General features: G+C 69.3%; 16 protein-coding genes. 3 read left to right on the top strand and 13 right to left on the bottom strand.

Translation table 11 applies throughout. From position 1 onward, the window contains the following. Positions 1–54 precede the first annotated feature (54 nt). From M6D93_RS00485 to M6D93_RS00475, 3 genes are all read right to left on the bottom strand, one after another. A complete protein-coding gene (locus M6D93_RS00485; RefSeq protein ID WP_347343513.1) occupies positions 55–1,464 on the bottom strand; it encodes a WS/DGAT/MGAT family O-acyltransferase in 1,410 nt (469 codons plus the stop codon). 129 nt (positions 1,465–1,593) lie between these two features. Further along, positions 1,594–2,094 (bottom strand): NUDIX hydrolase, encoded by a 501-nt coding sequence (locus M6D93_RS00480; RefSeq protein ID WP_249772052.1) that lies wholly within the window; start codon positions 2,092–2,094, stop codon positions 1,594–1,596. Positions 2,095–2,122: 28 nt separating this feature from the next. After that, complete coding sequence (locus tag M6D93_RS00475; protein ID WP_249772050.1) at positions 2,123–2,611, bottom strand: GNAT family N-acetyltransferase; 489 nt, start codon at positions 2,609–2,611, stop codon at positions 2,123–2,125. 116 nt (positions 2,612–2,727) lie between these two features. On the opposite strand from M6D93_RS00475, the gene M6D93_RS00470 reads away from it, so the two are divergent. Continuing rightward, positions 2,728–3,132 carry a nitroreductase family deazaflavin-dependent oxidoreductase gene (locus tag M6D93_RS00470; RefSeq protein ID WP_249772048.1) on the top strand — a complete coding sequence of 135 codons (405 nt, stop codon included), beginning with the start codon at positions 2,728–2,730 and terminating at the stop codon, positions 3,130–3,132. Positions 3,133–3,232: 100 nt separating this feature from the next. On the opposite strand, the gene M6D93_RS00465 is transcribed toward M6D93_RS00470, so the two are convergent. The 7 genes from M6D93_RS00465 to M6D93_RS00435 all read right to left on the bottom strand — a co-directional run bounded on the left by M6D93_RS00465 (position 3,233) and on the right by M6D93_RS00435 (position 12,013). Further along, on the bottom strand, positions 3,233–4,366 hold the full coding sequence (locus M6D93_RS00465; RefSeq protein WP_249772046.1) for an alanine racemase: 1,134 nt from the start codon (positions 4,364–4,366) through the stop codon (positions 3,233–3,235). A gap of 5 nt (positions 4,367–4,371) precedes the next feature. Beyond that, positions 4,372–6,237 carry a DEAD/DEAH box helicase gene (locus tag M6D93_RS00460; protein WP_249772044.1) on the bottom strand — a complete coding sequence of 622 codons (1,866 nt, stop codon included), beginning with the start codon at positions 6,235–6,237 and terminating at the stop codon, positions 4,372–4,374. A 158-nt stretch (positions 6,238–6,395) separates the two neighbouring features. Beyond that, positions 6,396–8,204, bottom strand: coding sequence for an acyl-CoA dehydrogenase (locus M6D93_RS00455; RefSeq protein WP_249772042.1), 1,809 nt, complete (start codon positions 8,202–8,204; stop codon positions 6,396–6,398). Positions 8,205–8,240: 36 nt separating this feature from the next. Further along, complete coding sequence (locus M6D93_RS00450; protein WP_249772040.1) at positions 8,241–9,671, bottom strand: family 4 glycosyl hydrolase; 1,431 nt, start codon at positions 9,669–9,671, stop codon at positions 8,241–8,243. Between the two features lie 77 nt (positions 9,672–9,748). After that, positions 9,749–10,360, bottom strand: coding sequence for a hypothetical protein (locus tag M6D93_RS00445; protein ID WP_249772038.1), 612 nt, complete (start codon positions 10,358–10,360; stop codon positions 9,749–9,751). Between the two features lie 31 nt (positions 10,361–10,391). Next, a complete protein-coding gene (locus M6D93_RS00440) occupies positions 10,392–11,390 on the bottom strand; it encodes an ABC transporter ATP-binding protein (RefSeq protein ID WP_249772036.1) in 999 nt (332 codons plus the stop codon). A gap of 47 nt (positions 11,391–11,437) precedes the next feature. Then, positions 11,438–12,013 carry an adenylate kinase gene (locus M6D93_RS00435; RefSeq protein ID WP_249772034.1) on the bottom strand — a complete coding sequence of 192 codons (576 nt, stop codon included), beginning with the start codon at positions 12,011–12,013 and terminating at the stop codon, positions 11,438–11,440. Positions 12,014–12,115: 102 nt separating this feature from the next. On the opposite strand from M6D93_RS00435, the gene M6D93_RS00430 reads away from it, so the two are divergent. Further along, positions 12,116–13,087, top strand: coding sequence for an aldo/keto reductase (locus M6D93_RS00430; protein WP_249774242.1), 972 nt, complete (start codon positions 12,116–12,118; stop codon positions 13,085–13,087). 16 nt (positions 13,088–13,103) lie between these two features. Continuing rightward, a complete protein-coding gene (locus tag M6D93_RS00425) occupies positions 13,104–15,704 on the top strand; it encodes an excinuclease ABC subunit UvrA (RefSeq protein ID WP_249772032.1) in 2,601 nt (866 codons plus the stop codon). Positions 15,705–15,754: 50 nt separating this feature from the next. Here M6D93_RS00425 and M6D93_RS00420 read toward each other — a convergent pair whose 3' ends face one another. From M6D93_RS00420 to M6D93_RS00410, 3 genes are read right to left on the bottom strand one after another with little or no spacing between them, the layout of a single operon-like run. After that, positions 15,755–16,501, bottom strand: coding sequence for a succinate dehydrogenase/fumarate reductase iron-sulfur subunit (locus M6D93_RS00420; protein ID WP_347343716.1), 747 nt, complete (start codon positions 16,499–16,501; stop codon positions 15,755–15,757). Between the two features lie 54 nt (positions 16,502–16,555). Next, entirely contained in the window at positions 16,556–18,505 is a 1,950-nt protein-coding gene (locus M6D93_RS00415) for a fumarate reductase/succinate dehydrogenase flavoprotein subunit (protein WP_249772028.1), read from the bottom strand. A 1-nt stretch (position 18,506) separates the two neighbouring features. Next, positions 18,507–19,208 (bottom strand): succinate dehydrogenase cytochrome b subunit, encoded by a 702-nt coding sequence (locus M6D93_RS00410; RefSeq protein ID WP_249772026.1) that lies wholly within the window; start codon positions 19,206–19,208, stop codon positions 18,507–18,509. Positions 19,209–19,243: the final 35 nt, after the last annotated feature.

Raw genomic sequence — 19,243 nt, 5'->3', positions numbered from 1 at the left:
GCGGCGACCGCAGCCGGGCGACCACAGCTGGGCGACCGCGGCGAGCCGGATCGGTCAGGCGACGGCTTGGACGGCCAGCTCCAGGTCGGTCAGCGCACGGTCCAGGTGTCCCAGCAGTCGCTGCAGGTGAGGCACGGTGCGCCGGCATCCGGTCAGCCCGAACGCCATCTCGCTGGCGTAGCTCGTGCACGTGATGTTGAGGGCCTGGCCGTCGAACGGGATCGACAGCGGGTACATGCCGTCCAGGCGGGCGCCGTTGAGGTACAGCGGCCGGCGGGGACCCGGGACGTTGGAGATGATCAGATTGAACGGTGGCCGGGCCAGGTTCTGCAGACCCGGAATCCCCTGCAACAGCAGCGGTCCCGTCCCGAGGGCACTCATCGCCAGGATCTGCAGCGGAGTCATGCTCGACAGCGCCTCCTTGCCGTCGGTCATCGACCGGACCACCGCGGCCAGGCGCTGCCCGGCGTCGGGCAGGTGCGTACCGAGGTTGCACATGACCGCCCCGACGGCGTTGCCACCTTCTCGCTTGAGGTCTCGCGCGTTGAGGGCCACGGGCACCATCGCGATCAGTGACGTGTCCGGCAGCGCCTCGAGTTCGGTCAGGTAGGCCCGCAGTGCGCCGGCGCACATCGCCAGGACGACGTCGTTGACCGTGGCCCCACCGGACTTTCCGACGCGCCTGATGCGGCTCAGTGGCCACGACTGGGCGGCGATGCGACGCGAACCGGTGATCGGCACGTTGAAGATCGTCTTGGGGGCGGAGAAGGAGACCGGAGCCGGCTCGTCGCGCAACCCGCGCTTCACCGTCCGGGCCAGAACCTTCGGGATCCCGGCCGCGTCACCGGCGATCCCCAGCGCCGACCGCAGTGCTGAGGTCGCGGTCTCGAAGGCGCCTCCGGCCTCGGTCGCCAGCTCCGGCTCGGAGACCGGTTGCGGCGTCGGCGGGCGAGCCGCCCAGGGTGCGGGCTGGTTCCGCTCCTCCGGGCTCGGCGACAGCACCCGGCCGACCAGGCGCGCGGCCGAGATCCCGTCGACCAGGGCGTGGTGGATCTTGAAGTAGATCGCGAACCGGCCATCGGCCAGACCTTCGATGAGGTGCGCTTCCCACAACGGCCGGTTTCGGTCGAGCAGGGTGCTGTGCAGGCGCGAGCTCAAGGCGAGCAGCTCCAGGATGCGCCCCGGCTTGGGCAGCGCGTTGTGCCGGACGTGATGCTCGATGTCGAACTGCTGGTCCTCTTCCCAGCCCCACTGGCCCATGCTGATCAGCGACCGGGCCGGCCGCTTGCGGAACAGCGGCGCGACTTCGGTGACCGACGTCCACTGGCGATACAGGTCATGGACGTAGTCGGGCCCGGCGTCGGGGGGCGGTCGGTACAGGTGCAGCCCGCCGACGTGCATCGGACGTTGCCGGGCCTCGACGGTGAGGAACATCGAGTCGGTCGGCGACATCGGCAGGAGCATGGGCCAGACCTCCGGTGAGTTGGACGGGTTCCGCCATCCTTTCACCGACCGGGCGTTACCCCCAGGGCCGTGTGGCCGGTTTCCGCCCGTGCAGCACGAAAGTCCGCCGGGTACGGGCGGGTGAAGCGGTCAGGAGGCGCCGGGGCCCGCGCTCACGCGATCGAGCAGCCGGTCCAGAAACTCCGACTGCCCTGCGAACAGGCGGGGACCGGCCTGCTCGGGGGTGAACCAGGCCACGCGGTCCACCTCGGGGACCTCGACGAAGCGACCGGAGCCTCGCGGCAACTCCATCGAGAACGTGCCGGGCACGACCGCAGCCGGATCGAGGTCGGCCTCCAACGCCCAGGCCGTGACGATCTTGCCGTTCTTCTGGGTGACGTCACCGAGGTCGATGAACTCACCATCGGGCACCGGCAGCCCGAGCTCCTCGGTGAACTCGCGCCGAGCGGCGTCCAGCGCAGGTTCGTCGGCCTCGTACTCGCCCTTGGGAATCGACCAGGCCGCCGTGTCCTTCTTCGCCCAGAACGGTCCGCCGGTGTGGGCGATCAGCACCTCGATGCCCGTCGATCCGGGCGCGCGACGGAACAGCAGCAGTCCGGCGCTGCGGCGGGTGGGCTTGGCCGGAGTCACGGCCCCAGTCTGCCCGACCGGCCACCGATCAGGTGTCGGTGGCCAGGCGCGCCCAGCGCTCGGTGTCCTCGCGGAACTCGCCCTTGACGTGCATCGACCGATGCGTGCCTTCGTAGCGGTAACCGCACCGCAGGGCGACCGCCTTGGACGCTGGATTCTCCGCGCTGATCAGCAACTCGATCCGGTGGATGCCGCGGGCGAAGGTCCAGCGGGACAGTTCGGCCAGGGCGGCGGACGCGATGCCCCGGCCGCGGGCTGTGGACAGCACGGCGTAGCCGAGTTCGGCCGTGGACTCCTCGGCGTCCAGCGTCGGGGCCATGACGAGGCCGTAGAACTCGCCGGAGGCCTCGTCCAAGATGGCGAAGCACTCCCGGCTGCCGTCGAGCCGGCCCTGTTGGTAGCGGGCCAGCCAGGTCCGCTCGAACCCGTCCGGCGGCGGCTCGGGGATGCGGGTGAAGCGCCGGGTGCTCGGATCGAGGACGAGGCTTCGCACGCCGTCCAGATGCTGTTCGCCCATTGGTTCCAAACGAATCGCTACCACAGCCCAGACCGTACCGGTAGCGTCGAGACGCAGGCCGGTACCCGGCGCCGAACCCTCGCGAGCGAGCCGAGGACGAGAGACGAGGACGCACGATGGCGGACTGGAACGCTCAGATCATCGACGAATTTCGTGCCCACGACGGCAAGGTGGGCGGTCAGTTCGAAGGCGCGCCGTTGCTGTTGCTGCACAGCTTCGGAGCCAAGTCCGGGACCGAGCGGGTGCACCCGGTGATGTACCAGGCCGTCGAGGGTGGTTACGCGGTGTTCGCCTCCAAGGGCGGCGCTCCGGAGAACCCGGCCTGGTTCCACAACCTGCTCGCCCATCCGGACACCAGCGTCGAGATCGGTAGCGAGACCAAGCCCGTCCGCGCGAGAGTCGCCGGGGACGAGGAGCGCACCCGGATCTGGGAGGAGCAGAAGCTCCGCTACCCCGGATTCGCCGAGTACGAGTCCAAGACGAATCGGCAGATCCCGGTTGTGGTCCTCGAGCCACGCTGACCTGAGGCCGATCCGGGGCTGATCCGGGGGACGGGCTGATATCAGGCCGATATGAGGCCGTACCGCCTGCGACCGCGGCCGACCCCCGATCGCACTCGGCTCAGCTGTTACGGCCGCGCGCGGTGACCGGCCAGCGTTCCAGCGTCCCGGACGGATGACGGGCCACGAGTTCGTCGACGAGATTGACCGCGGTGCAGGCGTGGTTGGGCACGACGCGTATCCGGTCGCCGACGGCGGGCCACTGTCGTGGATCGAGGCCGCTGGTGTCGACGACACCGTGATGTTCCCAGATCCGGGTGAACACGGCGCCGGGATGATCGGGCAGCCAGCCGTGGCCATCGACGTAACCGGGACGGTCAGCGGCCAGGACCTTCGAACCCGCATCGATGACGAACTGGCCCGCGACCGCCGTCGAGATCACGCTGGCCTGTACCGACAGGGCAAGGTCGTCCTCCGCTACTCCCATCGCGCGTTGCTGGGCATCGTTGAGGGCGTACACCCCGGGTCGCAGTTCGGTGACCGTTCCCGCACGGACGTGGCGCGCGGTCGGCGTGGACCCGCCGCTGCGTACCGGGCAGTCCAGCCCGGCGGCCGCGAACGCCGCCGCCGCCCGGGCGAGCGCGTCCGCCTCGGCCGCCGCGGCGCTCTCGGCGTTGCCGGGACCGTAGCCCTGACCGGGAAAGGTGAAGACGCCGTCGACCTCGAGCCCATGGTCTACGGCGGCAAGGCCCAGCGCCCCCGCCGCCGCAGGTTCGACACCGGTACGAGCCAGGCCACAATCGACCTCCACCCGGACCCGCGCCCCGGGCACGGCCTTTGCGATCGCCCTGATTCCGTCGAGGGAATCGACGCCGAGAATGAGGTCGACGCGGTCGGACAGGTCGCGGATCCGCGCCGCCGCGCCCGCGTCGAGGAACACCGGATACCCGACCAGGATCGAGACCTGGCCCAGTTCGGCGAAGGCGTGCGCCTCCCCCAGCGTCGCGACGGTGAGCCCGATCGCGCCGGCCTCGAGCTGCCGCCGGGCGATCGGCAGGCACTTGTGCGTCTTGACGTGCGGTCTGAGCGCGATGCCCCGCGCGTGGCAGAAGGCCTGCATGGTGGCGATGTTGCGCTCCAGGCGCTCGACGTCGACCTGCAGGTACGGCGTGGCCGGTGCGGAACGGGCGGCCGCCGCAGCCGCCGCCGACTCCGTTGCTGACGCCGTTGAAACGGGCGGTTCCGCTGACGGCATCGCGATCACTGCCCGCGGTGACGCGGCTTCTTCGGCTTCTCGCCCTGCCGGTACGGCGGCCTGCCACCGTCGGAATAGGAAGGTTTACCGTCGCGGTACGGCGGTGCGCCGCCGCCGGTCACCGGGTTGTCGTCCCGGCGGCGGGGCGGCGGACCGTCGTCCAGGCGCAGGTGGATGAGCTGGCCGGAGACCCGGGTCTTCTCCAGCGCGCGATACGTGTCGGCCGGCAGGTTGGCCGGTAGGTCGACCAGGGTGTGGTCACCCCGGATGTCGATGTGCCCGAAGTCCTGGCGGCTCAGGCCGCCCTCGTTGGCCAGCGCGCCGACGATGGCGCCGGGCTGGACCTTGTGCCGCCGTCCGACCGCGAGCCGGTACTTGGCCATTCCGGCGCGCGGCTCGGGTGCCGCACCGTCCTCGGAACGGTGCTTGCGCTGGCCGGCGACGCGCGCGCCGGAGCCGGCGCCTTCGGGTCCGCGGGTGCTGCGTTCGCGGGGCCGGCGATCCTGCACGGGATCCGGCTTGAGCAGGAAGGACTTGTCGTCCTGGCTCAAGACCGCCAACGCCGCGGCGATCTCGATCACGGGCACGTCGTGGTCGCGCTCGTAGTCGGTGATCAGCTGGCGGAACAGGGCGACCTCGGGTGAGCCGAGGCTTGCGGTGATCGAGTCCCCGAATTTGGCGACGCGCTGGGCGTTGACGTCCTCGACCGACGGCAGCGGGATCTCGGTGATCGGCTGCCTGGTCGCCCGCTCGATGGTGGCGAGCAGGTGTCGCTCGCGCGGTGTGACGAACATCAGCGCGTCACCGGAACGGCCCGCGCGGCCCGTGCGCCCGATGCGGTGGACGTAGGACTCCGCGTCGGCGGGGATGTCGTAGTTGACGACGTGCGTGATGCGCTCGACGTCCAGCCCGCGGGCCGCGACGTCGGTGGCCACGAGAATGTCCAGCGCGCCACTCTTGAGCTGGCCGATCGTGCGTTCGCGCTGGGCTTGGACGAGGTCACCATTGATGGCTGCGGCGGACAGGCCGCGCGCACGCAGCCGCTCGGCCACGTCCTCGGTGGCCGATTTGGTGCGCGCGAAGATGATCATCGCGTCGAAGTCCTCGACCTCCAGGAAGCGGGTGAGCGCGTCCATCTTGGCCGAGTGCGCGAGCTGGACGTAGCGCTGGCGGGTGTTGGCGGCGGTGACCGTCTTGTTCTTGACCGTGATCTCGGCGGCGTCGGTGAGATAGCGCTTGGACAGCCGGCGGATCTGCGAGGGCATCGTCGCCGAGAACAGCGCCACCTGCTTGTCGTCCGGGGTGTCGGCCAGGATTCGCTCGACGTCCTCGGCGAAACCGAGGTTGAGCATCTCGTCGGCCTCGTCCAGCACCAGGAACTTCAGCTCGGACAGGTCGAGGGTTCGCTTCTCCAGGTGGTCGATGACCCGCCCTGGCGTTCCGACGATGACCTGTGCGCCCCGGCGCAGTCCCGACAGCTGGATGCCGTAGCTCTGGCCGCCGTAGATCGGCAGGACGTGCAGTTCGGGCAGGTGATGGGCGTACTTGCCGATCGCCTCGGCGACCTGCAGGGCCAGCTCCCGGGTCGGCGCCAGCACGAGCGCCTGTGGCTTGCGGGCCGAGGTGTCGATCCGGGACAGGATCGGCAGGGCGAAGGCGGCGGTCTTGCCGGTACCGGTCTGGGCGAGACCGACTACGTGCCGCCCGGCCATCAGCGGCGGGATCGTCGCGGCCTGGATCGGCGAGGGTGACTCGTAGCCGACCTCGGACAGGGCTTGCAGGACCGGCGCTGAGAGCCCCAGGTCAGCGAAACCGGGTCGCTGCTCGGTGTCGTCGGGGGCGGTCGTCGGGTCGGCGGACTCAGTACTCATCGACCCCCAGCCTACCGGCGGTGGAGGCCGTGCACCGCCCTCGCCAGTGGCGGCCGTTCCCGAGGGACCACACGATCGTGCGCCGGCCATGTCCAGGTGCCCGGACCCCGCCGAGCAAGCCTGGTCGAGCTGAGGGCGCCCCGCGGCCGCCCCGCGGCTCAGCAGGCTTCGGGCGGGGTGTCGAGCAAGGTCCGGTCCAGCCGGTCCAGCAGATCCAGCTTCGCGTGGACGCTCGGCAGTTCCCACGCGTAGAAGTACCGCGCCGCCGCGCGCTTGCCCTCGTAGAAGGCACCGGACTCGCTTCCAGCCGACAGCACCTGATCCAGCCAGAGCCAGGCGATCACGGTGTGACCGACCGCTTCCAGATAGGCCGTCGCGTTCGACAGCATCAGCGCGGTGTCCCCGCACGTCAGCAACGTCGCCGTGGTCCGTGCGATCCGGTCGACCGCGACCTGCAACTCGGCCGCGTACCCCGCGTACCCCCCGTCCTCACGATCGCCGCCGGCAGTGGCCCGTTCGATGGTGCGGCCCACCCGCTCCAGCAGCAGTCGCAGCCCGGCACCCCCCGCCATCGGCACCTTGCGCCCGAGCAGGTCCAGGGCCTGGATCCCGTTCGTTCCCTCGTGGATCGGGTTGAGCCGGTTGTCGCGGTAGAACTGCTCGACGTCGTAGTCGCGGGTGTAGCCGTAGCCGCCGTGGATCTGGATCGCCAGGTCGTTGGCGGCCAGGCACCACTGGGAGGGCCACGCCTTGGCGATCGGGGTCAGCACCTGCAGTAGCAGTCCGGCCTCTTCACGAGCCAGCACGGACGTTGCGGTTGCCTGCTCATCCACCAGCGCTGCGCAATAGAGCCCCAGCGCCAGCGCCCCTTCGACGTAGGACTTGGCCGCCAGCAGCATCCGCCGAACGTCCGGGTGCTCGATGATCGCCACCGGTCCGGCCCCCGCGACGCTCCGCCCCTGGACCCGGGTACGGGCGTAGTCGAGAGCGTGCAGGTAGCCGGTGTACCCCAAGGCCGTCGCACCCAGACCCACCCCGATCCGGGCCTCGTTCATCATCGAGAACATGTATGACAGGCCGTGATGAAGCTCGCCCACCAGGTAGCCGACCGCGCCCGGGCTGCCCGCCGGCCGGTGCACCCCCTCGCCGAAGTTGAGCAGGGTGTTCGTGGTCGCGCGATAACCCATCTTGTGGTTCAACCCGGCCAGCACCACGTCGTTGCGTTCGCCGAGTTGGCCCGAGTCCGTGAGCAGGATCTTCGGGACCACGAACATCGAGATTCCCTTCACGCCGGAGGGGCCGCCCGGGACCTTCGCGAGTACCAGATGCACGATGTTCTCGCTCAGCTCGTGGTCCCCGCCGGAGATCCACATCTTGTTGCCGAAGAGCCGGTAGGTTCCGTCCGGCTGCGGTTCGGCGCGGGTCGTGATGTCGGCCAGCGACGAACCGGCCTGCGGCTCCGACAGCGCCATCGTGCCGAAGAAGCGGCCCGCGAGCATCGGCTCGACCCACGTCGCCACCTGCTCGGCGCTGCCGTGCTCGATGAGGCAGTTGGCGTTGGCCATGGTCAGGAACGGGTAGGCGGAGGTCCCGACGTTGGCGGCCTGAAACCAGGCCAGGACGGCCTTGGCCACCGACGTCGGCAGCTGCATCCCGCCGTGTTGCTCGTCGAACGTCGCGGCCATCAAGCCGGTCTTGGCGAAGGCCTGCAGGGCCTGACCGATCTCCTCGATCAACACGACGGTGCCGTCGGGGGCGATCCGTGGCTCGGTCGCGTCCGCCTTCTTGTTGTGCGGTGCGAACCGCTCGGTGGCCAGTTCCTCGGCCAGGTCCAGGACCGCGGCGAAGGTGTGGCGAGAGTGCTCGGCGAACCGGGGCCGATCGAGCAGCCCGGTCACGTCCAGCCATTCGAACAACAGGAAGTCGAGGTCCCGGCGGGACAGGATCAGAGACGGGCTCGCGGCCACAACGGCTCCTCGGGAACTGATCGGATGACGGGACTGTCAGCGAAGGTAACCCAGCTCCGGCAGTGCCGTCCGGTAGTCGGCGAGCAAGGCTCGCGCCACGGTGACCGAGTCCACCAGCGGATGCAGGGCGAACGCGCGTAACGCCGCGGCGGATGAGCCGGTGGTGGCCGCCTCGACAACGGCCCGCTCGACGGCCTTGACCGTGCGCATCAGCCCGGCCTGGTGATCGGTCAACCGGGCGACCGGACGGGCCCTTACGCCGGTGGGGTCCACCGAGCACGGCACCTCGATGACGGCGTCGTCGTCGAGTTCGGTGACCGCCGCGGCATTGGCGACGTTGAGCACCAGCGGGCGCTTGCCGACCGACCCGGAGTCGGAGTCCGCCCGGGACCCCGCCTCGGAACCGAGGTCCGAGCCCGAACCGGCCAGTCGCAGCATCAGCTGCAGGGCGATGTGCTCGTACCCGCCGGAGGACAGGTCCGCCGCGTCGCGTTCGCCCGCTCCTGCCGCGTGCCGGGCCTCGGCCAGGTAACTCGCGTCCCGTTCACCGCGAACGTGATCCCACTGGGCGGCGGGGCCGGCGGGGCCGGTGGGGTCGGTCGGGTCGGTGGGGTCGGTGGGGTACTGGCCCAGCCGCGCGTAGAAGCCGTCCTGCTGTTCGGCCAGGTACTCCCCTCGGGTGCGGGGCGCGGTCTGGATCGACCGGAGGGCTTCGCGGGCGAAGTAGAAGTAGTGCAGATACTCGTTCGGGATTGCGCCCAGGGCCCGCAGCCACGGCGCTCCGAACAGGCGCCCCTCCTCGATCCGGGCCAGTCGAGCCTCGTCGGCCAGCAACCCCGGCAGCAGGTCACGGCCATCCACCGTGACCGATCTCAGCCAACCGAGGTGGTTGAGGCCCACGTAGTCGAAATCCACCTCCTCGGCGCCCAGGACGGTGGCGACGCGCCGGATCAGACCACTGGGCGAATCGCAGATCCCGATCACCCGGTCACCGAGAACCGTCCGCATCGCCTCGGTGACCAGGCCGGCCGGGTTGGTGAAGGTGATCGTCCACGCCTGTGGTGCTCGCTCGTCCACCCGACGGGCGAGGTCGAGCGCGACCGGAACGGTGCGCAGGCCGAAGGCGATCCCGCCGGCGCCCACCGTCTCCTGGCGGAGCACGCCGTGCCTCAGCGCGATCCGCTCGTCGAGAACCCGACCGGCGACGCCGCCCGGCCGGACCGCGAAGAACACGAAATCGGCACCGATCAGCGCATCGTTGAGGTCGTCGGCGATGCGGACGGAGGGCGCCCGGCCCGGAGCCGGGCGACGAGCCAGGTCTGCCAGCACCCCGCCGACGATCACCGCCCGAGCCCGGTCCGTGTCGTAGAGGACGACCTCGGTGATCGGCTGCGCCTGCTCGCCGAGCAAGGCCCGGTAGACCAGCGGGACTCGAAAGCCACCGCCGCCCACGATCACCAGTCGCATCCCGGTGACGCTAGCCGACCGCGGCGCGGCCCGGACCGGTGCTGCGCAATCAGTCGCGCGCCCGGTCGCCGGCAGGCTCAGGCCGGGGTGTGCAACGCGAGCACGGCGGCCACAACGGTGGCCAGGACGAACAGGAACGCGGTCAGGATCCCGATGTAGGGCACCAGCGCGAACACCCCCGCCGCGGCGATGCCACCGCAGGCCCAGGCCGTCGCCACGCTGGGCTCGACCGGCTGGCCGGCCTCCTCGGTGACCGTGAAGCCCAACCACAGGCCGACCGACGTCCCGAAGATCGCCGCCACCAACTGCAGCCAGATGCCCGGCCACCACAGACCGCCGCCGGCCGACGCGGACGAATGCCCGACCTCCACCGCGATCCAGGCACCGATCAGCGGCAGCGCCGACGCTCCGATCCCAGCCAGCCAGCGAGCCGCAAGGGCCCGTTCCAGACCACCGAGAGCCACCACCGCGACCCGCCAGGCCGACGAGGGCGTGGCGGATCCGATCAGCCAACCGAGCCAGCCCGAGATCAGGACCAGGGCCGGGGTCACCAGTCGGTAGGCCCAGTGTTCCGGGCCCACCGCGAGCGCGCCGATGCCGATCAGGGCCAGTGCGTACAGCGCTATCGGCCACACCCAGACGCCTCGGCGGAGCAACAGGCTCCACTCGAGACCGACCGCCGCCCTCACCGCCGCCCCGTCCCCGCGCCGTCGCTGGTCTTCATGCGCTCTCCACGCGGCGGATCAGCCAGTTGTGGGTCAACGCCAGGTCCTGCACCTCGGCAGAGTGTTCGGCCTGGGCGATGATCGAGATCCCGTCGGCGTACGGGGTGATGGAGATGATGCCGTCGGTGTCCGGTTCGAGCGCGATTCCCTGTCCGTACAGCACGATCCGGACCAGGATCGCCGGGCCTCGGTCCGGCCTGGTCGGGGGCAGGATCGCCGTCGAAGACCCCGCGGCCGTGCCGGACCGGGACGAGCCGGAGCGTGCCGAACCCGCCACGGTCGCAAAACCGGCCGAGCCCGCCGAACCCGCCGAACCCGAGGCGCCGGATGCGGCCGAGGCACCGGGATTCAGGGTGCCTCCGGGAGCCGCCGATGCCGGAGCTGGATGGAGGATGCCGCCTGAGAGCGTGAGATGGCGGGTGACTTCGAGCGCGGGCCGCCAGTTCGGCGCTGCGGTGAAGACCACGATGCATCCCCGCTCGGCACGCTTGTTCATCAACTCGATCGTGTCCACCTGCGACGGGGCGGCCATGTTCGACCACGGGTCGTCGATGATCAGCAGGGAGGGGCGCTCCAGCAGGGCCTGGGCGATGGCAACGCGGCAGCGGACATCGGCCGATGCTTCGCTGAGCACCGTCGTGGGGGACAGGTTCAGCTCGTCCACCAGCTCGTGTCGCCGACGCTCGATCTCCTCGCTGACCAGCCCGCGGATCCGCCCCAGTCGCGTGAGGTATTCGCCGAGGGTCAAGCCCTCCGGCACGCGCAATCGGGTGGGGACGTAGCTGACGACAGGCGGCCGGTGTCGCACCACTCCCGCGGTCGGGCGGCTCACCCCGGCCAGTACCCGCAGCAGCGTCGACTTTCCGCTACCGATCGGACCGGATAGCCGGAGCACCTCACCCTGCGGCAGATTCACCCCGAGATCGCGGAAGACCCACCGACGTCCGTAGCGCACACCGAGGCCGCTGGCCCACAGCGCCCGGGTGTCCACCATGCGCCCCATGTTCTCACGCAGGCCCACGAATACCGGCGATTGAACGGTCAGGACGGGCGGCGGGACTCGATCACGCGCATCAGGTCGCGGTTCACCACTGCCGGGTCTTTGGAGGCGTCCACCTCGGCGAGAATGCCGCGACCCTTGTAGTAGTCCAGCAGCGGCCGGGTCGCCTCCTCATAGACCTGGAGGCGGCGGCTGACAGCCTCGGCGTTGTCGTCCGCACGGCCCTGTTCCGCAGCCCGCCCGACCAACCGGTCGATGAGCTCGCGCGGCGGAACGTCCAGCCAGATCACCACGTCGGCGTCGACGTTGAGTTCGTCGGCGGCCTGTCGGGCGTTCACGGCCTGCACGAGGGTGCGCGGGAACCCGTCGAGGATGTAACCGCCCGAACGGCCGGCCGCCACCACGACCGGCGTGATGAGCTCGGTGATGACGTCATCGGAGATCAGCTCGCCGCGGCCCATGATCTCGGCGAAGGCCTGCCCGCGCTCGGAGCCGGATTCGACCTCGGCCCGCAGGAGGTCTCCGACGGCGATGTGTGGGATGCCCAGCGCTTGGGCCAGGCGTACGCCTTGGGTCCCTTTACCGGACCCAGGGGGACCCATCAGCAGGATCCTCACGTGCCGCCCCCTCTGGTCGCCCGGCTGGCCAGCCCACCCTACCGGGTGCCCTCGCGGCTAAGGTGGATCGCGGTCCGCCACACGCTCACACCAGGGGTCTTCATGCGTTACACGAAACTAGGCAGCACCGGTCTGGACGTCTCGGTCGTCACGCTCGGCTGCATGAGTTACGGCGACCCCCAGCGCGGCAACCATGAGTGGTCGCTGCCGGAGGAGCGGAGCCGTCCGTTCATCCAGCAGGCGCTGGAGGCCGGGATCAACTTCTTCGACACGGCCAACGTCTACTCGGCCGGCTCCAGCGAGGAGATCGTCGGACGGGCGCTGGCCGACTTCGCCGACCGCGACGAGATCGTGCTGGCCACCAAGGTCCACGGCGAGATGCGGCGCGGCCCGAACGGAAAGGGCTTGTCCAGAAAGGCGATTCTGAGCGAGATCGACCACAGCCTCAGCCGGCTGGGTGTGGACTACGTCGACCTGTACCAGATTCACCGCTGGGACCCCAACGTTGCCATCGAGGAGACGATGGAGGCGTTGCACGACGTCGTCAAGGCCGGCAAGGCCCGCTACATCGGCGCGTCGTCGATGTGGGCGTGGCAGTTTCTGCACGCGCAGCACGTGGCCGAGACGAACGGCTGGACGAAGTTCGTCAGCATGCAGAACCACTACAACCTGCTGTACCGCGAGGAGGAGCGCGAGATGCTCCCGCTGTGCGAGGCGACCGGTGTCGGTGTGATCCCGTGGAGCCCGCTGGCCCGCGGCAAGCTCACTCGACCCTGGGGAACGGCCACTTCCCGCTCGGAGACCGACGAGTTCGGAAAGACCCTGTACCAGGACAGCGACCGCGTAATCGTCGATCGCGTCAACGAGATCGCCGGCCAGCGGGGCATCCCCGCCGCGCAGGTCGCGCTGGCCTGGCTGCTGGTCAAGCCGGTCGTGACCTCGCCGATCGTCGGTGCCACCAAGCAGACCCAGTTGTCCGACGCGGTGGCCGCAGTCGAGATCGAACTGTCGCCGGATGAGATCGGCCGCCTGGAGGAGCCGTACACCCCGCATCAGGTCGTCGGCTTCGCCTGAGCGGACCGGAATCCCGATGGACGGAGCGGACGGTTCAGGCACGGGCTCGGACGCGGGTTCCTCGGTACCGGCGGGGGGTTTCGTCGGCGTCCGTGGTGCGAGCGAACACAACCTGCGCTCGGTCGACGTGGATGTGCCCCGCGATCGCCTGGTGGTGTTCACCGGAGTTTCGGGCAGCGGCAAGTCCTCGCTGGCCTTCGGCACGATCTTTGCCGAGGCGCAACGGCGCTACCTCGAATCGGTCGCCCCGTATGCCCGCCGGCTCATCGACCAGGTCGGTGCGCCGAAGGTCGGTGAGATAACGGGACTGCCGCCGGCGGTCGCTCTCCAGCAGCGTCGTGGAGCGGGTACCGTCCGCTCTTCGGTCGGTACGGTGACGACGATCTCCAACGCGTTGCGGATGCTCTACTCGCGGGCGGGCCGCTATCCCCCCGGAACCGTCGAGCGGTTGGACTCCGACGCCTTCTCGGCCAACACGCCCGCCGGGGCCTGCCCGAACTGCCACGGCGTCGGACGCGTCCACGAGGTCAGCGAGCGCTCGCTGGTGCCCGACCCGAGTCTGTCCATCCGGGACAAGGCGATCGCGGCCTGGCCCGGAGCGTGGCTGGGCAAGAACTACCGTGACATCCTGGCCGAACTCGGCTACGACGTCGACCGTCCATGGGCCGAACTCGACCAGGCCGACCGCGACTGGATCCTGTTCACCGACGAGCAGCCGGTCGTCACCGTGCACCCGATCCGCACGGCCGATCGCATCCAACGCGACTACCAGGGCACCTACGCCAGCGCGAAGCGGTACGTGCTGCACACCTACGCGACGACCCAAAGCGCTCCGCTTCGTCGACGGGTAGCCCGGTTTCTCGAGATCTCCCCGTGCCCGGTCTGCCGCGGCGCGCGCCTGCGTCCGGAGTCCTTGGCCGTGACCGTAGCCGGATACAGCATCACCGAACTCGCCGCTCTGCCGCTCACCGAGTTGGCCGCGGTCCTGCAGCCACTGGGTTCGATCGAGAACGCCCCGGCGGCACCGAGGGATCCTTTGTCAGGCGAGGACAGCGAGGCCGGTGTGCTGCTTGCCCGGCAGGTCAGGTCCCGGATCGGGCCGTTGGTCGAGCTGGGCCTCGGTTACCTCAGCTGCGACCGGTCCACACCCACCCTGTCGGCGGGGGAGCTACAGCGGTTACGGCTGGCCACGCAGCTGCGCTCGGGGCTGTTCGGGGTGCTCTACGTTCTGGACGAACCCTCGGCCGGCCTGCATCCGGCCGACGCCGACTCGTTGCGGGCGACGCTGAATCGCCTGTTGGAGGCGGGCAATTCGCTGTTCGTCATCGAGCACAACCTGGACCTGATCCGGCACGCGGACTGGCTGGTCGAGCTGGGGCCGGGGGCCGGGGAGCACGGCGGCGAGATCCTCTACAGCGGGCCGGTGGCCGGGTTGGCCGCCGTGCCTGGTTCGGTCACCGCGCCGTACCTGTTCACGCCTCGACCGTCCGATCGCACGCCACGCCGCCCGTCCGACTGGCTGACCCTTGGCCGGGTCACCCGCCACAACCTGCGCGACGTGAGCGTGTCGGTGCCGCTCGGACTTCTCACCGCGGTGACCGGCGTTTCCGGCTCGGGCAAGTCCACGCTGATCAGCCAGGTGCTCGTCGAGGTCGTGGCCGACCGGTTGGGGCGCGCGTCCGTGTCAGGTTCAGAAGTCGAGGAGGAGTTCACTGATTCCGCGGACGGGTCAGGCGAAACCGGTCTCGTGGACGACGCCGTGGTGTCGGTCGATGACGTCACGGTCTCGGGTGTCGAACGGGTCCAACGCCTCGTCCGGGTCGACCAGAAGCCGATCGGCCGCACGCCGCGCTCGAACCTGGCCACCTACACCGGGATGTTCGACGCGGTGCGGGCGGTCTTCGCCGATACCGAACTGGCGCGCGAACGGGGCTATCGCGTCGGGCGATTCTCCTTCAACGTGCCCGGTGGCCGTTGCGAGACCTGCCAAGGCGAAGGGTTCGTGACCGTCGAGTTGTTGTTCCTGCCGGGCACCTACGGACCGTGCCCGACCTGCCGGGGAGCGCGCTACAACGCCGAGACGCTGGAGGTCCGGTACCGCGGCCGATCCATCGCCGACGTACTGGCCATGACGGTCGAGCAGGCAGCCGAGTTCCTCGCCGACGTCCCCTCGGCCGCTCGTAGCCTGCGGACTTTGCTCAACGTCGGCCTGGGTTATCTGCGCCTCGGGCAGCCCGCGACGGAGCTGTCCGGCGGAGAGGCTCAGCGCATCAAGCTCGCCAGCGAGTTGCAGCGAGCGCGCCGCGGCAAGGTCCTGTACGTGTTGGACGAACCGACCACGGGACTCCACCCGGCCGACGTCGAGGTGCTCATGACGCAGCTCCACGCGCTGGTCGACGCGGGCAGCACGGTCGTCCTGGTCGAACACGACCTTGCCGTGATCGCCCAGGCGGACTGGGTGATCGACCTCGGACCCGGCGGCGGGGACGCGGGCGGTCGAATCGTAGCCACGGGCACGCCTGCCGAGCTGGCCGCATCCGATACCCCCACCGGCCGCCATCTCGCCGCCGCCCCCACCGGCCCCCTTGCGGCTTTCGCGGCCCCAATACTTAAATAATTGCGAAAATCTGAGTATTGGAGCCGCGAAAGCCGGTTTGGAGGGTGGGGTCAGGAGCGCTTTTTGCGGTTGGCCCGGAGGAATTCTTTGTTCAGGTTGGCGATCGAGAACATCGGGATCTCCTTGGGGCAGGCCACGGTGCACTCGCCGGAGTTCGTGCAGCCGCCGAAGCCCTCGGCGTCCATCTGGGCGACCATGTTCAGGGTCCGGGTCTCCCGCTCCGGCTGCCCTTGGGGCAAGAGGTTCAGGTGGGTGACCTTGGCCGACGTGAACAGCATCGCCGAGCCGTTCGGACACGCGGCCACGCAGGCTCCGCAGCCGATGCAGGTGGCGTTCTCGAAGGCGCGATCGGCGTCCGGCTTGGGTACCGGCGTCGAGTGGGCCTCGGGCGCCGAACCGGTCGGAGCCGAGATGTAGCCGCCGGAACCGATGATGCGGTCGAGCGCGGACCGATCCACCACCAGGTCCTTGATCACCGGGAACGCCCGCGAGCGCCAGGGCTCCACGTCGATCACGTCCCCGTCGGAGAAGGCCCGCATGTGCAGCTGGCAGGTGGTGGTCTGCTCCGGACCGTGGGCGAGTCCGTTGATCACCACGCCGCAGGATCCGCAGATGCCTTCGCGGCAATCGTGGTCGAAGGCAACCGGGTCCTCGCCGCGGGTGATGAGGTCCTCGTTGAGGATGTCGAGCATCTCGAGGAACGACATGTCCGGGCTGACGTCCTCGACCCGGTAGTCGACCATCCTGCCTTCGGCTTCGGCGCCCGGCTGCCGCCAGACCCGAACCGTGAGCGTCATCAAGTCGGTCGCGCTAGTCACGTTGTTGTCCTCTTTCCGGCCGCGGGCCCGGGATCACGCGTAGCTCCGCTGCGCCGGGTGTACATAGTCGAATACGAGATCTTCCTTGTGCAGCACGGGATTCTCGCCCACGCCGGTGTACTCCCACGCCGAGACGAACGAGAAGTTGTCGTCATCGCGGGCCGCTTCACCATCGGAGGTCTGGTGCTCCTCACGGAAGTGGCCGCCGCAGGACTCTTCGCGGACCAGCGCGTCTCGGACCAGCAGCTCGGCGAACTCCATGAAGTCGGCGACGCGTCCGGCCTTCTCCAGTTGCTGGTTGAGTTCGTAGCCGGTGCCGGGAATCTTCACCGTGGACCAGAACTCCTGCCGCAGCTCGGGAATCCGGTCCAGTGCCTTGCGCAGGCCGCCTTCGTTGCGCGCCATGCCGCACTGGTCCCAGACCACGTTGCCCAGCTCCCGGTGGAAGGAATCCACCGTCCGTGTGCCGTTGATGGACAGCAGCTGGTCGATGCGTCCGGTGACCTCGTTCTGGGTCGCCACGACCTCCGGTGTCTGGGCGTTGATGTCGCCGAAGCCACCGCGGGCGATGTAGTCGTTGATCGTGGACGGCAGCACGAAGTAGCCGTCGGCCAGTCCCTGCATCAGCGCCGACGCGCCCAACCGGTTGGCGCCGTGGTCGGAGAAGTTGGCCTCGCCGATGACGAACAGGCCGGGGATCGTCGACTGCAGGTCGTAGTCCACCCACAATCCACCCATCGTGTAGTGGATGGCCGGGTAGATCCGCATCGGGGTCTCGTACGGGTTCTCCGCGGTGATCCGTGCGTACATGTCGAAGAGGTTGCCGTACTTGGCCTCCACGGCCGGACGGCCCAGCCGCTTGATCGCATCGGCAAAGTCGAGGTAGACGCCGAGTCCGCCGGGGCCTACGCCACGGCCTTGGTCGCACTGGTTCTTCGCCGCGCGCGAGGCGATGTCGCGGGGCACGAGGTTGCCGAAGGCCGGGTAGATCCGCTCCAGGTAGTAGTCCCGCTCGTTCTCGGGAATCTGGTGCGGGGGACGGGTGTCGCCCATCTTCTCCGGGACCCAGATTCGCCCGTCGTTGCGCAGGGATTCCGACATCAGGGTGAGCTTGGACTGGTGCTCACCCGAGCGCGGGATGCAGGTCGGGTGGATCTGCGTGTAGCACGGGTTGGCCAGGTAGGCGCCGCGCTTGTGGGCCCGCCAGATCGCCGAGGCGTTGGACCCCTTTGCGTTGGTGGACAGGAAGAAGACGTTGCCGTAGCCGCCGGTGGCCAGCACGACGGCGTCGGCGAAATAGGTGTCGATCTTGCCGGTGACCAGGTCCCGGGCGACGATGCCGCGGGCCTTGCCGTCCACCACGATCAGGTCGAGCATCTCGGTGCGGGCGTGCATCTCGACGTTGCCGGCGTCGATCTGGCGCGACAGGGCCTGGTACGCGCCGATGAGCAGCTGCTGGCCGGTCTGGCCGCGAGCGTAGAAGGTCCGCTGCACCTGCACGCCACCGAATGAGCGGGTGTCGAGCAGGCCGCCGTACTCGCGCGCGAACGGCACGCCCTGGGCGACGCACTGGTCGATGATCTGCGTGGAGATCTGCGCCAGCCGGTAGACGTTGGACTCCCGGCTGCGGAAGTCACCGCCCTTGACGGTGTCGTAGAAGAGCCGGTACACCGAGTCGCCGTCGTTGCGGTAGTTCTTGGCGGCGTTGATACCGCCCTGCGCGGCGACCGAGTGGGCCCGGCGCGGGGAGTCCTGGAAGCAGAACTGGGTGACGTGGTAGCCCTGCTCGGCCAGCGTCGCGCCGGCCGAACCGCCGGCCAGGCCCGTCCCGACCACGATCACCTTGTGCTTGCGGCGGTTGGCGGGGTTGACCAGTTTGGCGTCGAACTTGCGCTTGTCCCAGCGTCCCTCGATCGGGCCGGAGGGCGCGGCGCCGTCGACCAGGGGGGCGCCCAGAGTGAATAGGTCCGAATGATCTGTCATATCAGTCCACCAGTCCGATCATGACCCCGACCGGGACGGCGATGAAGCCGACCGAAATGACGATCGCGAGGGTCGTACCGAGTGCGAGCAAGGACTTGCCGGCGAAGGCGCGGCGGTTGCCCAGGGTCTGCGCGGCGCTGCGGAAGCCGTGGAAGATGTGCAGCCCCACGGCGATCATGGCCACGATGTAGATGATGTTGATCCACCACGTCTGGAAGTCGGCGACGATGTTGTGGTACGGGTGATCCTTGATGAAGTGCGGATTCACCTTGCCCGCGGTCAGGTCCAGGATGTGCCAGATGATGAACAGGGCGAGGATGACGCCGCCCCAGCGCATGGTCCGGGTGGCGAAGCTGGCCTTGGCGCGCTGACCGTGCGAGTACTTGATCGGTCGAGCCTGCAGGTCCCGCTTGGACAGCTGGGCGGCGGCCGTGATGTGCAGCAGCACGGCGGCCAGGAGGACGACCCGCTGGATCCAGAGGTACCAGGCGCCGTGCAGCACCGGCTCCCCGATCGTGCGCAGCCAGCCCGCGTAGGCGTCGAAGTCCTTGGGGCCGAAGAAGATCTTCAGGTTCCCGAGCATGTGGACGAGTAGGAACGCCAGCATCAGCAGGCCGGTCACGGCCATGACCTGCTTCTTGCCGATGCTGGAATCCCAATAGGAGCGGAGGGTGCCGCGGGGCGATGCCAGTACTGAGGCCACGGCGTGGACGGTAGTCCGTCGGGGTCGATGCGTCC

This window comes from Jatrophihabitans telluris (assembly GCF_023516435.1).
Taxonomy (GTDB): Bacteria; Actinomycetota; Actinomycetes; order Mycobacteriales; family Jatrophihabitantaceae; genus Jatrophihabitans_A; species Jatrophihabitans_A telluris.
This window is presented reverse-complemented; position numbering and strand designations above follow the sequence as displayed.